General features: G+C 45.2%; 10 protein-coding genes. 6 read left to right on the forward strand and 4 right to left on the reverse strand.

Annotated features, from left to right (window positions below; translation table 11 throughout):
- Positions 1–238 precede the first annotated feature (238 nt).
- The 4 genes from H1A14_RS17130 (at position 239) to bglX (ending at position 7,376) form a co-directional block, all read left to right on the forward strand.
- Positions 239–1,882: a sodium/sugar symporter gene (locus tag H1A14_RS17130; protein WP_194777511.1), complete on the forward strand. Its 1,644-nt coding sequence runs from the start codon at positions 239–241 to the stop codon at positions 1,880–1,882.
- A gap of 12 nt (positions 1,883–1,894) precedes the next feature.
- Positions 1,895–3,385, forward strand: a complete 1,491-nt coding sequence (locus tag H1A14_RS17135) for a xylulokinase (protein ID WP_194777512.1) — start codon at positions 1,895–1,897, stop codon at positions 3,383–3,385.
- A 139-nt stretch (positions 3,386–3,524) separates the two neighbouring features.
- A complete protein-coding gene (gene xylA / locus H1A14_RS17140; RefSeq protein ID WP_194777513.1) occupies positions 3,525–4,838 on the forward strand; it encodes a xylose isomerase in 1,314 nt (437 codons plus the stop codon).
- Positions 4,839–5,084: 246 nt separating this feature from the next.
- Entirely contained in the window at positions 5,085–7,376 is a 2,292-nt protein-coding gene (gene bglX, locus H1A14_RS17145) for a beta-glucosidase BglX (protein WP_194777514.1), read from the forward strand.
- A 90-nt stretch (positions 7,377–7,466) separates the two neighbouring features.
- Here the strand turns inward: bglX and H1A14_RS17150 are convergent, their stop codons facing one another.
- The 3 genes from H1A14_RS17150 to H1A14_RS17160 form a co-directional block, all read right to left on the reverse strand.
- Entirely contained in the window at positions 7,467–8,618 is a 1,152-nt protein-coding gene (locus H1A14_RS17150) for a serine hydrolase domain-containing protein (RefSeq protein WP_194777515.1), read from the reverse strand.
- Positions 8,619–8,634: 16 nt separating this feature from the next.
- Positions 8,635–9,789 (reverse strand): acyltransferase family protein, encoded by a 1,155-nt coding sequence (locus tag H1A14_RS17155; RefSeq protein ID WP_194777516.1) that lies wholly within the window; start codon positions 9,787–9,789, stop codon positions 8,635–8,637.
- Between the two features lie 91 nt (positions 9,790–9,880).
- Positions 9,881–10,747, reverse strand: coding sequence for a LytR/AlgR family response regulator transcription factor (locus H1A14_RS17160; RefSeq protein WP_194777517.1), 867 nt, complete (start codon positions 10,745–10,747; stop codon positions 9,881–9,883).
- Between the two features lie 618 nt (positions 10,748–11,365).
- Here H1A14_RS17160 and H1A14_RS17165 point away from each other — a divergent pair.
- Positions 11,366–12,481: a glycoside hydrolase family 130 protein gene (locus H1A14_RS17165; RefSeq protein WP_194777518.1), complete on the forward strand. Its 1,116-nt coding sequence runs from the start codon at positions 11,366–11,368 to the stop codon at positions 12,479–12,481.
- A gap of 53 nt (positions 12,482–12,534) precedes the next feature.
- The gene (locus H1A14_RS17170) at positions 12,535–13,485 is read left to right on the forward strand and encodes an ROK family protein (RefSeq protein ID WP_194777519.1); all 951 of its coding nucleotides are present in this window, start codon (positions 12,535–12,537) and stop codon (positions 13,483–13,485) included.
- A 284-nt stretch (positions 13,486–13,769) separates the two neighbouring features.
- On the opposite strand, the gene H1A14_RS17175 is transcribed toward H1A14_RS17170, so the two are convergent.
- Positions 13,770–14,861 carry a glycoside hydrolase family 43 protein gene (locus H1A14_RS17175; protein WP_194777520.1) on the reverse strand — a complete coding sequence of 364 codons (1,092 nt, stop codon included), beginning with the start codon at positions 14,859–14,861 and terminating at the stop codon, positions 13,770–13,772.
- Positions 14,862–15,361 lie beyond the last annotated feature (500 nt).

Genomic DNA, 15,361 nt, shown 5'->3' on the forward strand with positions numbered 1-15,361 from the left:
GAACGATGAGTAAATTTGAATCAATACCATTGGAAATTCATGGATGGGTGTCGGGAATGGATCGAAAAAAATTAGCTTTGGATCACAGAAAATAGTAGAACGAATAAAATTTGCCCAAAAACCTGAATGATGGCCAAGAATAAGTGTTTAAATATCAAAAATCTTTAAAAACGTGATCCGAAAAGTTTATCTTTGAAAATTATCAACCTTAAAAAACCCACTCTTACTAACCTAGCTTATGTTATTAGAACCATTAGACCTCGTCGTTTTTATTGGGTATTGCTTGTTGATCATCGGTATGGGGATTTTTGTCTCAAGAGAGAAAAAAGGCCATGTCAAAAATTCCCAGGATTATTTTTTAGCCAGTAAAGCGCTGCCTTGGTGGGCAGTGGGTGCTTCCCTGATTGCTTCCAATATTTCCGCTGAACAGTTTATCGGCATGTCAGGTTCAGGATTTGCCTTGGGTCTAGCCATATCGACTTACGAATGGATGGCGGCCATTACGCTTTTGGTGGTGGCGATTTTTTTCTTGCCTGTATACATCAAAAAGGGCATTTACACCATGCCAGGCTTCTTGCTGGACCGTTATGATACAAGAGTAAGGACCACCATGGCTATATTTTGGTTGCTTTTGTATGTTTTTGTCAATTTGACATCCGTACTTTACCTGGGAGCCTTAAGCTTAAATACCATTCTGAATGTACCCATGGTTTATGGGATTATCGGGCTAGCCGCTTTTGCCATGATCTACTCCATCTATGGGGGGCTGAAGGCCGTAGCCTGGACAGACGTAGTACAGGTTTTTTTCCTGGTTGTGGGTGGACTGGCCACCACATACATTGCCTTGACCATGGTCGGAGAGGGGAGTGCCTGGGATGGATTGGCTTTATTGAGACAGGAAGTACCGGGTCATTTCTCCATGATACTTTCCAAAGGGGAAATGATGATTCCTGATGGGCAGGGTGGGACCAAAGATGCCTACCTTGAACTTCCGGGGATTTCAGTTTTGGTAGGAGGGATGTGGATTACCAATTTGAGCTATTGGGGATTTAACCAATACATTACCCAAAGGGCCTTGGCAGCCAAAAGCCTGGATGAGGCACAAAAGGGGATGATATTCGCAGGGTTTCTGAAATTATTGATGCCTTTGATCGTGGTGATCCCCGGGATTGCTGCCTGGGTGATTGTCAAAAACGGCATAGATGTAGGTTTTATGGAATCCATGAAAGATCCGGTGACCGGCATCATTAAATCTGATCGGGCTTATCCGACCCTGTTGCAATTGCTGCCCGTGGGCTTGAAAGGGTTGGCTTTTGCGGCTTTGACAGCGGCTATTGTATCTTCTTTGGCCTCGATGGCCAACAGTACATCGACCATCTTTACGATGGATATTTACAAGAAGTATTTTGGTCAAAATGCATCGGAAAGCAAACAAGTGGGTGTAGGTAGAATCACCGCAGTGGTGGCCTTTGTGGTCGCTGCTATTGTGGCACCGGCCTTGGGTCAATTGGATCAGGCCTTTCAGTTTATCCAGGAATATACCGGATTTATCAGTCCGGGTGTTTTTGCCATCTTCTTTTTTGGGGTCTTTTGGAAAAAAACCACTTCCAATGCCGCTTTGGTTGGAGCCGCTCTCAGCATCCCCTTGTCAGTTGTATTGAAATGGGGTTTTCCGCTTCTACCATTTCTGGACAGAATGGGGATTGTTTTCCTTGTACTCGCTAGCTTGATGATCGTGATCAGCCTGGTGGGGGGCAAAGGCAAGGACCATCCCAATAGCATTGAAATCACTCCGGAACTTTTTGAAACAAGCACCGCATTTAAAATAGGAGCCTTTATCATTACTGGAATCACAGCTGCATTGTATATCGTATTCTGGTAAGAAAACAAAAACATGAGAAGATTATTAATTGGATATGACATCGGTAGTTCATCTGTCAAGGCCACACTTTTGGATGCGGACAGTGGTAAAGTAGTTGCTTCAGAAGGCTTGCCAAAAGTGGAAATGCCCATAGACTCCCCTCATAAGGACTGGGCAGAACAGGATCCCATGATGTGGTGGAAATACATTGTAGAAACCACCCAAACGTTGGTTAAAACAGCGGATATCCAAAAAGGTGAATTAAAGGCCATTGGCATCTCTTATCAGATGCATGGATTGGTCTTGGTGGACAGGAACCAAGAGGTCATTAGGCCTTCGATCATCTGGTGTGACAGCCGGGCCGTGGGGATTGGCAACAAAGCTTTCGAGCAATTGGGTGCGGATTATTGTTTGCCCCACCTTTTGAATTCCCCGGGAAACTTTACCGCCTCCAAATTGAAGTGGGTGAAAGACAATGAACCCGCCAATTATGACAGGATCCATAAGATCATGTTACCGGGAGATTTTATAGCCATGAAACTGAGCGGAGAAATTCTCACTTCTGAAACCGGACTTTCCGAAGGGATCTTTTGGGATTTCAAAGCCAACGGCATTTCCAAGACACTGCTGGATCATTATGGAATTGATCCGAGTTTGCTGGCAGAGGTGGTTCCTTCTTTTTCCCAACAGGGAAAGGTATCAAACCAAGCGGCTTCAGTTTTGGGCATAGAATCCGGCGTACCGATCACCTATCGGGCAGGAGATCAGCCCAACAATGCTTTCTCTCTTAATGTACTTAAGGCCGGTGAACTAGCCACCACAGCCGGCACCTCAGGAACGGTGTATGGTGTAACTACACAAGCGGTATTTGATCCTAAGTCAAGGGTCAATACTTTTGTTCATGTCAACCATGCCAAAGCAGATCCTCACTATGGCGTACTGCTTTGTGTCAACGGGACCGGCATCCTCAATTCCTGGTTGAAAAGGCTGCTGGGGGGAGAACAGATTTCTTATCCTGCCATGAATGATCTGGCCTCCAAAGCACCAATCGGCGCGGAAGGGTTGAGTTTTATTCCGTTTGGCAACGGTGCCGAAAGGATCATGGAGAACAAACCGGTGGATGCCCACCTTTCAGGCCTTAATCTGCTGATGCATGACCAAAGCCATGTGCTTCGTGCCGGTCAGGAGGGAATAGTGAGTGCGCTTACCTATGGTTTCCATATCATGAAAAAAATGGGCTTGAACCTCAATACGGTGAAAGCCGGACATGCCAATATGTTTCTGAGTCCTTTGTTCAGAGAAGCATTTGTCAACATGAATGAGGTGTCCTTGGAATTGTATGAGACAGATGGTTCTCAGGGTGCCGCAAGAGGAGCGGGAATAGGGGCAGGCATCTATGCCAAACCTGAGGAAGCCTTTGAAGGATTGGCCAAACACAGTGCGCTTGACCCCGTTCCGGAATTGGTGGAAAAGTACGCTGCTGTATATGAACGTTGGCAAAAAGCTTTGGAAAAGGTGAAATAGCCAAATTGCCTTGCGTAGTCAGGCAGAGGAATCGGGACATTTTGCGTTCAGATTTTGATAACCGATGGCTTGCTTTTAAATTTTCTACCTTTCAATAAAAATGAATTGAAACCAATCAAAATACCAAACCTATAAAACCATGTCTAAAACTTATTTCCCCAACATCGACAAGATCAAATTTGAAGGCCGTGATTCCAGTAATCCTATGGCTTTTAAATTTTACGATGAAAATAAAGTGGTGGCCGGCAAGACCATGAAAGAGCATTTCAAATTTGCCATTGCGTATTGGCATTCCTTCTGTGGAACAGGTGGAGATCCTTTTGGCCCGGGTACCATGGTGCACCCATGGGATGCCGATGCAGACCCTATACAGCGCGCCAAAGACAAAATGGATGCTGCTTTTGAATTTATCACAAAAATCGGTGCGCCTTATTATTGTTTTCATGACATTGACTTGATAGATGAAGGAGGAAGCTTGGAAGAATATGAAAAACGAATGGGCATCATCACCGATTATGCCAAAGAAAAGCAAGCTGAAACAGGTGTGAAACTGCTTTGGGGAACTGCCAATGTATTCAGTAATCCCCGCTATATGAATGGCGCTTCCACCAATCCGGATTTTGATGTATTGGCTTTTGCAGGAACACAGGTGAAAAACGCCATCGATGCCACCATCAAGTTGGGTGGAGAGAATTATGTCTTCTGGGGTGGCAGGGAAGGCTACATGTCTTTGCTGAATACGGACATGAAGCGGGAAACCGAACACTTGGGCAGATTCCTGACCGTGGCCCGGGATTATGCCAGGTCCAAAGGTTTCAAAGGCAACTTCCTGATCGAACCCAAACCCATGGAGCCTACCAAGCACCAATATGATTTTGACGCGGCCACCGTGATCGGTTTTCTGAGACAGCATGGCCTCGAAAAAGACTTCAAACTTAATCTGGAAGTCAACCATGCCACGTTGGCTGGACATACTTTCCAGCATGAAATTCAAGTGGCTGTGGACGCCGGCATGCTGGGCAGCATAGATGCTAACCGGGGCGATTACCAAAACGGTTGGGATACCGATCAGTTTGCCATCAACCTGCAGGAACTCGCCGAATCCATGCTGGTCATCCTCGAAGGGGGTGGCATACAGGGAGGAGGGGTCAACTTTGACGCCAAACTCCGCAGAAACTCCACCGACAGAGATGACTTGTTTCATGCCCATATCGGCAGCATGGATGCTTTTGCCCGTGGCCTGTTGATTGCGGATGCCGTGCTGGAAAAATCCGACTACCGGTCCATGAGAAAAGAACGCTATGCTTCCTTTGATACCGGGAAAGGCAAGGACTTTGAGTCCGGTAAACTGACCTTGGAGGATCTCAGAGCGCATGCGCTATCCGTAGGCGAACCTAAGCAGACAAGCGGCAAGCAGGAACGGTATGAAAATATCCTGAACCAGTTTATTTAAAAAGCACAGGCGGGTTTGGTTAAGGTTTTAATTAACCTGACCTTTTTGCCCATAACTACTTCAAACCTCCGGCCCAAAAGCCGGAGGTTTTTGTTTTTTAGTTTCGTTTTCTTTTGGTACAGCAAGACAAGCAAAATCAGCTTGCTGTCCTCTCAAGTTAAATGGGTATATTAGGATCCCGTTTACTTGCTTTTTTAACGTAAAGCAATTGGACAAAACAGATATCCACTTCTGAATACCAACCTTATGATTAAGCCCAATTTGATAATCCTTATCCTGTGCATTGCATTTTATGCGATTGGCCATCAACCCCTACAAGCACAAACCACCGGTAATTTTGCTTCCAAAGCCGATTCCATCCTTCAATTGATGACTTTAGAAGAAAAGTTGGGTCAACTCAATTTACCGGTAGGGGGTGACATCACCACGGGTCAAGCCGGAAGCTCCGACATCGCGATTTCCATCAAAGCCGGACAAGTAGGCGGGCTTTTTAACCTCAAATCCGCTGAAAAAATCAGGGAAATTCAAAGAATTGCCGTGGAGGAGACGAGACTCAAAATCCCATTGTTGTTTGGAATGGATGTCATCCATGGATATGAAACCCTCTTTCCGATTCCCTTGGGCATGTCCAGCAGCTGGGACATGGCACTTGTCGAGCAATCAGCCAGAATAGCGGCCATCGAAGCCAGTGCGGATGGGATCAACTGGACTTTTTCGCCCATGGTGGATGTTTCCAGGGATCCAAGATGGGGTAGGGTTTCGGAAGGAAACGGGGAAGACCCTTTTCTGGGAGCCGCCATAGCCAAAGCCATGATCCAAGGGTATCAGGGAGATGATTTGGCCTTGTCCAATACCATTATGGCCTGTGTAAAGCATTTTGCCCTCTATGGAGCATCAGAAGCCGGAAGAGATTACAATACGGTAGACATGAGCAGACAGCGGATGTTCAATGAATACATGCTTCCCTATCAGGCTGCAGTGGAAGCCGGGGTAGGTTCGGTCATGACCTCATTCAACGATGTGGATGGCATACCGGCCAGTGGCAACAAGTGGCTGATGACAGAATTGTTGCGGGAGACCTGGGGTTTTGACGGCTTCGTGGTGACCGATTACACCGCCATCAACGAGATGATCCCCCATGGCATGGGCAACCTTCAGGAGGTGTCGGCCATGGCATTGCAGGCAGGGGTGGATATGGACATGGTTGGAGAAGGTTTTCTGACTACCCTGGAAAAGTCCCTCAAGGAAGGAAAAATCAACCAAACACAGATTGACGAGGCTGTTCGTAGGATTTTGATCGCCAAATACCAACTCGGCTTGTTTGATGATCCCTTCAGGTATGCTGATCCCAACCGGTCTCAAAATGAGATTTTCACTCCCGAACACAGAAAGGTGGCAAGGGAAATTGCAGCGCAGACCTTTGTCTTGCTGAAGAATGAAGGCGACATCCTGCCCCTTAAGAAGCAAGGGACCATAGCATTGGTTGGTCCCATGGCGGATAACAGGGAGAACATGGCAGGCACCTGGAGTGTGGCAGGGAGGTTTACCGAGTCGGTTTCCTTGAAAGAAGGCTTGGAAAATGCCCTAGGTGAGCAGGCAAAGATCGTCTATGCCCGAGGTGCCAATGTGGTGGCCGACTCACTTTTGGAATCCAGAGTAAGCATTTTTGGCAAACCCACTTATCGGGATGAGCGGTCTGAGGAAGTTTTGATTCAGGAGGCTTTGGCGGCGGTCAAGGATGCGGATGTTATAGTGGCGGCCATGGGCGAATCAGCAGAAATGAGCGGGGAAGCCTCCAGCCGATCAGACATCGAAATTCCCCAGAACCAAAGGGCGCTGATGCAGGCACTTATGGACACCGGCAAACCTGTGGTCCTGGTGTTGTTTACCGGGAGGCCTTTGGGAATGGCTTGGGAGGAAGAACATATGCCAGCCATCCTGAACGTATGGTTTGCGGGCAGTGAAGCCGGAGATGCGATTGCCGATGTGCTTTTTGGGGAAGTCAACCCATCCGGTAAACTGACCGCCACCTTTCCCCAAAATGTAGGTCAGGTGCCTCTTTTCTACAACCATAAAAACACGGGCCGGCCCTTACCAGAAGGCGAATGGTTCCAGAAATTCAGATCCAATTACCTGGATGTGTCCAATGAACCCCTCTATCCTTTCGGTTATGGCTTAAGTTACACGAATTTTGAATACGGAGATATAAGTCTTAGCAGCACGCAGCTGTCAGGAGACCAAACTTTAACGGTAAAGGTATCGGTAACCAATACGGGAACAGTGGATGGTGCAGAAGTGGTGCAGCTCTATGTGCGGGACTTGGTGGCATCCATCACCCGTCCGGTCAAGGAACTGAAGGGTTTCCAGAAAGTCTTTTTGAAAGCCGGAGAAAGTAAAACCGTTCAATTTGACTTGACCCAAGAGGACCTCAAATTCTACAATTACAACATCGATTTTGTCTTCGAGCCCGGAGAATTTGAGATCATGGTGGGAGGCAATTCAAGGGATGTGGAGGGGAGCTTGGTGAATTGGCAGTAGACTGAGTCAGCTGAAGATTCTTAGCTTAGGTATTCTATTTTCCACTTTACCCACTTTTGCCACATGCGCGCTTTGGCACCTTCGTTTTTGTCAATTATACCCTGCAATCTCTTTGAAAACCTTACCCCAAGAATCAATGTTACCTGTTTTTTTGCCCATTCTCACAATCATGAGCTGCTTGTCTGGGAAAATATACAGATACTGACCCAGGTGGCCCCATGCTGAAACAATGTATGGATGCTGTTGGCCCTTGCTGTATAGCCACCAAAAATTCTTATAATAAATTTCGTCACCAAAACGCGCAACCTTGTGTTCAGGTGAAATTGTAAAGCAATTCCTAAACCATTGTTCGGAAACAATTTGCTGTCCATTCCATTGTCCGTTATAGAGAACGAGTCTGCCAAGTTTTGCAAAGTCAATGGCACGTAAATTCAATCCACTCTCCATTTTGATTGTCTTTGATTCTTCACTGTCCATGCTCCAGGACCCATCGTATTCCATTCCGATTTTGGACCATATTTTCTGTTCAAAATATTTAGCGGGTGAAAGACCTGTGGCGCTTTCAATGATTAATCCGATAACAATCGGATTATAGGAATTGTACTGAAAATTTTCACCCGGCGGAGCAGTTAAGGGTAGATTCAAGACTCTTTCCCGAAGCCTGGGGTGGTAATATGCCTTCGGTTTATCACCCCATGGCAGGTCATGGTCTTTAAACTGAATCCCACTGCGCATATCCAAGAGGTGCGATATGCTTACTTGAGCATAGCTTGAGTCAATTTGTAATAGCTCGGGCAAGTAGTTGGTTATTGGGTCATTTTCAGAAGCAATGAACCCATCATCAATAGCCAGTCCAACCAATAAGGAGGTGATGGATTTTGCGGTTGAAAAAGAAGTGTTGATCGAGTGTTTGTCGTACCCGTTTAGATATTTTTCATACAAAATAGTATCATTCCTGATAATCAGGAATGCTGTGGTTTGGCTATTCTCAAGAATTTCACTTAATGGTCTCTTTTTGTTCTTTTTTTCTGAAACAAGTAGGGTGTCAAAGGCAAAATCAACATTATCATGGAAATAGAAAGGATTGCTTGAAGCCTTGAAAGGATAATTTTGAAATTTCTTATGATCTTCAATGTCTGATTTGTTCCAAATCACCCACCTGCCAAGATAGCTTTTGGAGGTACATTGCGTAAGGATGAAAAGCACAAATAAACCAGATATTATTTGACCTATTCTATTCATTTCATTGGTTCCCTATTTATTTGAAATGAAGCACAACTTCCGCTTGGGGCTTTTCTGCCTTAGCGTTTTTCAGGCCAAACAAAGGCCTGATCCAGGTCCATCTTCTGATCAGAAATTCATATAAAAGCCAAGCAATCCCAAATGTGCCCAAAACCATCAAAAGGAATTTGGGCCAGAAGCCCCAAGGCAGGTGCATCAGGTAAAATCCCAAAGCGATGGTAATGGTCTGGTGAAGGATATAGAAGGGATATACGGCCTCGTTGGCATAGGACAGGGTGCTGCTGGATCTGTTGAGGTAGGCAGCCGCATAGCCAAAGAGGACAAGAATCCAGGCCCAAAGATTGATGACTTTAAACGATGCTTCCGTGAAATGGATGATGACCGAATCTTCGTAGGCCATTCTTAATCCCACCATCAGGCTAAATGCTAAAATGCCCAAATAAAGGTATTTCCTCCTGTTGGCTTCCACCGTTTTCCAGAAAATATCTTTCACTGAAATCAGCAGAAACCCATAGAAGAAAAGGGTGAGGTAATTGATGACATTGAACCAGTCTCCCCATAAGGCATGGGTAGAGGGGAAAAATGGCTCCACCAAAGATTCCCAGAAATACAAGGGAATCACCAGCCAAAACAAGCCGAAAGGCCTGGAAGCCAATCGTCCCGCCAAACGGATAAGGCCTGATTGCGGGTTTTTTCTCAAATAAAGGAGGGCAGGGATCAAAACAAGAGAGAAAAGGAGCAAATAGGGCAAAAACCATAAGTGATGCCACGAAAAATTGCCTTCTGGATAGACTCCAATAAAGGCCTGGGAGGGCCAGAAGTCAAAATATCCACCTGCAAACTGACCCCGGTCTAACCGCTCAAAATAGACCTGTGGAGGAACAATCAACAACATGCCCACTACCAAAGGAAGAAACAACCGCTTCACCCTTTCGTATGCAAATTGTCTACCAGTTCTTTTCGACAACGCATAATAGGTACCCATGCCGGAAATCACAAATAAGATGGGTAGCCGCCATTGGTTGACGAACAGCATGGGCCAGCGAATTTCGGAATAGAGGATGTCATTTTTGATGTGCCAGCCCCAGGGGACAAAAAACATACCCACATGGTACATGATCAGCAAGCCAAATACGATGACCCTCAACCAATCTAAATCAAATCTTCTCATGGTGCTTTTTTTTATTCAAATTTAAATGGTTGAATCATTCAAAAAAGCGGTATGTGACGGGTATCAAGGATTTGGGATGAAATACAAGGTATTAATGGGAGAACTGTTTTTCGAACTGTTTGATCATGCCTCTGGATACAGGAACAGCTTCTGTATCATCTTGAATTTCCAGTACATATCCCTGGGCATTGCCTTTTACCTGCACCACTTTTTGAAGGTTGACCAGGTAAGACCGGTGGGTTTTAAAAAACTGAGGGAAGGAATCGAGTTGCTGTTCAAGGTCTTTGAGTGTCATCCTTTTGATCAATTTGGTGGGTTTTGTCCCATTCTCCACAAAAATTTCAAGATAATTGCCGTCTGCTTTGGCAAAAAGAAAGCTTGATGGATCCAAGTTAAAGTCATCGGTTTTTTGCTGTGTCAAAATGGGAATTATCGATCCTTCTTTGGTTTCCTTCCCGCCCAAAGAAAAAGGTTGGATCAATTGTGCCGATTTAAGATGTCTCTTTACCAATCGCAGGTAGTTGAGCGGCACCAAAATGATCACAAATAGGGTACCCACCAGAAAGGTGTTCCTGATTTCCTCCAAAAAATATTTCCAGGACCAGTTGTCGGGATTGTCATAGATCAGGTCTCTGACCAAAAACTGGGAAATACCGATCAACAAAAAAATCAATGCAATCAAGGTTATTTCTTTGCCCACGGTCCACCGGTCCTCGTCCACTCTTCCATTTTGGATCAATAGAACGATCAAGACAACTAAAAACGCATTTCCTGAGTGTACGGTAGAAATCCAGAAATAATTCATCCTATGTTCCGGCGTATACACCACAAAGGGTTCAAATAAATAATTGAAAAACAGGCTCATAGCGAAAATGATCAAAGCCAAATACCAGAGGTTTCTCCCTTTTGAATAGTAGGGATAGGGTTGTCGCCAAAGTTGAAGGAAATTTTCAGGCATTTCAGCAGGTTTTTCAATACAAAAATAAACATTCTAATAGAGTAAATGATACAAATTTACCATCAATACGCATGTTGACACTTAAAAATCAGCCGTTTGAATCCAAGCAAGTAAAGAGATGAAATATTTCTATGAGTTACTTCTATTTATCCTTTGAAGCAATTTTGTCTGAAATCAATCAAAATCTAATCTTATATTGTGCTTAATAGATAGCGTTTTCCTTTCGAAAAAAGTATTTAACATGTATGTACACAATGATGCTAGGAAAATGGTAATCCAATAAATTTGTTGTCACCAAACTGAAATATCCTGTACATTCCTGCCCGACAGGCGGGCCTGCCCGACGAAAAGCGGGTGACTTCCGACTTCGGACTTCCGACCCTTTTCAAGAAGAATAATGGGTTAGTGGCAAAGAAGCGGATAACCATTATATTTAACATGTATGTAAGCAATGATGCCAGTAAAAAGGTAATTCAATATAATTCTCGCCAGCAAACTGAAATGTCCGGTACTTCCGACTTCGGACTTTCGACCCGTTTGAAGAAGAATAATAGGTTACTGGAAAAGAAGCGGATATTCAAAATATTTAATGCCCCAATTCTGAAAAAAACAAAATTCATGAAAATGATTCAAAATAGATTTTGGCTAAGCCTCCTTGGTGGTTTAATGATATCGCTCCCGGCTTTCTCCCAGGAAAAACCCTGGATGCTAGGGCCCTTCGAAAGGGCGGAGAACCAGGATGCAATCATCAAGCCCATTGAGAACACCTCATTTGAAGATCCCATGACCGGAAAAAAAGTGAATTGGGAATCCATGGCCACATTCAATCCTGCTGCCATCGTCAAGGATGGGAAAATTCAGGTGCTCTATCGGGCGGAAGAAAAACTGGGTGAAATGGAAATCGGCGGCCATACCTCCAGAATCGGCTTGGCTTACTCTGAAGATGGGGAGACCTATACCCGTAAGACGCAACCGGTTTTTTTCCCCATGGACGATGACCAAAAAGAATTCGAGTGGACCGGAGGAACAGAAGACCCCAGAATCGTGGAACAGGAAGACGGGACCTTTGTACTCACCTATACGCAGTGGAACAGAGAATATCCCCGACTTGCAGTCGCCACATCCTCTGACCTCAAAAACTGGAAAAAGCACGGACCTATTTTCAGGAAATGGAAGGAAGGGAAATACCACAATTTGGAAACCAAATCCGGAGCCATAGTCACGGAAGTGAAGGAGGGCAAACTGGTGGCTGCCAAGATCAATGGGAAATATTGGATGTATTATGGAGTTCCCCATATCTGGCTGGCCAGTTCCGACGACCTGATCCAATGGCAGCCCGTAGAAAACCATGAAGGTAATTTGGTGCCGGTATTGAGTCCAAGACCAGGGTATTTTGATTCCTGGCTGGTTGAAGCCGGGCCACCTCCCTTGTTGACCGCAGATGGAATAGTGGTGTTGTACAATGCCGGCAATTCCAAGGAGATCGGTGTAAAAGAATTGGGAAACCGGATCTATACTGGGGGACAAGCCCTTTATGCTGCTGATAAACCTTGGAAATTGCTGGACCGGAGTTCGGTTCCCTTTATCAAACCTGAAAAGGATTTTGAAAAATCAGGACAATATGTGGATGGAACCACTTTTTTGGAAGGGTTGGTTTTGTTTGAAGGCACTTGGTATTTATATTACGGAACTGCCGATAGCATGGTGGGGGTCGTGACCTTCCCCCAAGATTGATTTTTGCCTTTGGCCGATTGCATCCCCGTTGCGTTTCAAACAAAATAATATAAATGAGCGAATTTAAGGAGGAAAACCTCTGGGGCATTGACCTGGGAGGCACCAAGATTGAAGGAGTGATTTTGAGCTCTTTTGAGGATCCCAAAGTCATTTACAGATTACGAGTTCCCACAGAAGCTCATTTGGGTTACCGGCATATTTTATCCCAGTTCAAATTATTGCTATCACAAATGATGGCACATTCAGGTACCAAGCCGCATAGCATCGGCATTGCTTCCCCGGGAACTTATATTCCCGGCAAAAAAGAAATGAAGAATTGCAATGCCACCTGCATCAATGGGAATGACCTCAAATCCGATCTGGAAAGCACCTTGGGAATACCTGTGGTATTGGCCAATGATGCCAACTGTTTTGCCCTGGCAGAAACCAGACTCGGCATTGTTCATTCAGAATTTCCCGAAGCCAAGGTGGTTTTTGGGGTGATTTTGGGCACCGGAGTAGGGGGAGGCTTGGTGGTCAATGGTCAAATAGTCCAAGGCAGGCATGGCATAGGAGGAGAGTGGGGGCACAATTACCTGTTTCCCGGAGAGGGTAAACCCTGTTATTGTGGTAAGACCGGCTGCAATGAGCAGATCATTTCTGGACCAGCCTTAGAGGCCTATTATCATACATTGTCGGGTAAAAACCTACCTTTGAAAGCAATCCATGCCAGTAGTCTTGAGGGTAAGGATCAAACCGCGAATCTTACCATAGACAGGCTTTTAATCGGCTTTCAAAAGGCCTTGAGTGTGGTCGTGAACATTGTAGATCCAGACGTTTTTGTATTGGGAGGCGGGGTCAGCCATATCAATAGCCTCTATACCCACACGGATGTTTTGAAAGAAATGATTTTTAACCATGAATTTGACACCCCTGTGGTAAAGGCCAAATTGGGAGACAGTGCCGGGGTTTTCGGAGCTGCATTATTGGTAAAAGACAGCAATGAATTTCCAAGTTCCAATTGAAAAATTGGGAAAACAGTCAATTTTACGTTGTAGATCCAAAACAATGATCCCTACAAATTCAAAAGTTAATTAAAAAATTTCGGGGATCTTTTGTAGTGGAATCTAAGTAAATTTTTAGTATTTTTTTTTAACCCATTGTTAATAAGGATATTAGATCATTTTTGTAAGGGAAAGGCAACAAGCTATTTAAAGGTTTCGCATACAAAAAAAGGATTTCGTTAACCAGAAAAAAAAGCAGAAACCAAGTTAGTTGGTTTCTGCTTTCATCTTCATTATCTGCTTACCTAAGGCTCTACCGTTTCTATCGTTCCGTCCTCACGATGGGTGATTTTGGTCATCTTCACATTCCTCAGATGCGTTTCCCCCGAAAGTTCGGTATCGTGGTAAAACAGGTACCAGTCACCTTCAAATTCCACGATGGAATGGTGGTTGGTCCAGCCCTGAACGGGTTTCAAAAGGACACCTTGGTAAGTAAAGGGTCCATAAGGGCTGTCGCCTGTGGCATAGGCGATGTTGTGGGTGTCGCCCGTTGAATAGGAGAAGTAATACTTGCCGTTGTACTTGTGCACCCAAGCCGCTTCAAAAAAGCGCCTGTCATGGTCACCTGCCAGTAAAGGAGAGCCGTCCTGATCCAGGATGGAAATGGCCCGGGGTTTTTCGGCAAATTCCAACATGTCACCGCTTAGCTTGGCAACCATGGGACTGATGGCAGGTTCATCATCAGCGGGTTCGTCATCATAGGGCAGGCTGCCCGTAGAAAGGTATTCACCGGTTCTCCATTTCTGCAGCTGTCCGCCCCAGATGCCTCCCCAATAGATGTAGTAGTCATTTCCATCCTGGAAAACGGCCGGATCTATGCTGTAACTTCCTTTGATAGGTTCGGGCTGTGCCTTAAAAGGTCCTTCGGGGCGGTCACTTACCGCTACCCCCAATCTGAAAATATCATCTTTGTCTTTGGCCGGAAAGTAGAGGTAATACTTGCCGTTTTTGTGCGCTGCATCAGGCGCCCACATCTGTCGATTGGCCCAAGGCACGTCGTCCACATCCAAGGCCACGCCATGATCGAAAGGTTCGGCATCAGGGCCATCCATGGAGAACACATGGTAATCCCGCATGTTGAAATGGGCACCTGAATCATCCTCTTCCACATCTGATTCCACATCGTGGGAAGGATAGATGTAGATTTTTCCATCAAAAACATGGGCAGAGGGATCTGCGGTAAAAATATGGCTGATCAAAGGTTGATTTAAAAAGGGGCTTTCGGGTTCAGCTTCCGTCACTTCTTCTTCCTCAGTTTGCTCCGGGGCACCACAGGAAAACAGGAAAGTCAAAGCCAGTAAGCAGGCCAAAGCTTGTTTGGTGAGGGGGTGGTTCATAGCTATGTCAGGTTTTTGTATATAATATTTTGAAAAACCTAAATTAGAGAAATTGCAATCGGTTTCAAAATTAAAAAACAAAATGATAAAAGGGGATAGAAGATCAGGACCTCTTTCTGTAGTCCCTTTAATTCTGACCGATTTCGGATGAAAATGAGGGTAAAAGTTGTAAAAATGGTAAGTGGTGGAGAAGTCTAAAAGAATTGCGCTTTGAGGGATGATCGGACTTTTAAATTCCCATTATTGCCGTCACGCTGAGCGAAGCGAAGAGTCTACGCACTATCGGAGCGAAGCCTGCCTACCGAAGCTAAAGGTCTTCACCAATTTTGCCGTCACGCTGAGCGGAGTGAAGCGTCTACGCACTATCGGAGCGAAGCCTGCCTGCCGAAGCTAAAGGTCTTCACCAATTTTGTCGTCACGCTGAGCGGAGCGAAGCGTCTTTGTTCTTTCGGAGCGTTATTTTCCATATGTGCTGAGCGATTGATAAATCGATATAAGCA

This window comes from Pararhodonellum marinum (assembly GCF_015354735.1).
Taxonomy (GTDB): domain Bacteria; phylum Bacteroidota; class Bacteroidia; order Cytophagales; family Cyclobacteriaceae; genus Pararhodonellum; species Pararhodonellum marinum.

What these genes read in the sequence shown, in the direction of transcription:
- xylA (WP_194777513.1), top strand. Translation starts at nt 3,525, where the DNA reads ATGTCTAAAACTTATTTCCCCAACATCGACAAGATCAAATTTGAAGGC.
- H1A14_RS17175 (WP_194777520.1), bottom strand. Translation starts at nt 14,861, where the DNA reads ATGAACCACCCCCTCACCAAACAAGCTTTGGCCTGCTTACTGGCTTTG.
- H1A14_RS17130 (WP_194777511.1), top strand. Translation starts at nt 239, where the DNA reads ATGTTATTAGAACCATTAGACCTCGTCGTTTTTATTGGGTATTGCTTG.
- H1A14_RS17165 (WP_194777518.1), top strand. Translation starts at nt 11,366, where the DNA reads ATGAAAATGATTCAAAATAGATTTTGGCTAAGCCTCCTTGGTGGTTTA.
- H1A14_RS17155 (WP_194777516.1), bottom strand. Translation starts at nt 9,789, where the DNA reads ATGAGAAGATTTGATTTAGATTGGTTGAGGGTCATCGTATTTGGCTTG.
- H1A14_RS17135 (WP_194777512.1), top strand. Translation starts at nt 1,895, where the DNA reads ATGAGAAGATTATTAATTGGATATGACATCGGTAGTTCATCTGTCAAG.
- H1A14_RS17160 (WP_194777517.1), bottom strand. Translation starts at nt 10,747, where the DNA reads ATGCCTGAAAATTTCCTTCAACTTTGGCGACAACCCTATCCCTACTAT.
- H1A14_RS17150 (WP_194777515.1), bottom strand. Translation starts at nt 8,618, where the DNA reads ATGAATAGAATAGGTCAAATAATATCTGGTTTATTTGTGCTTTTCATC.
- H1A14_RS17170 (WP_194777519.1), top strand. Translation starts at nt 12,535, where the DNA reads ATGAGCGAATTTAAGGAGGAAAACCTCTGGGGCATTGACCTGGGAGGC.
- bglX (WP_194777514.1), top strand. Translation starts at nt 5,085, where the DNA reads ATGATTAAGCCCAATTTGATAATCCTTATCCTGTGCATTGCATTTTAT.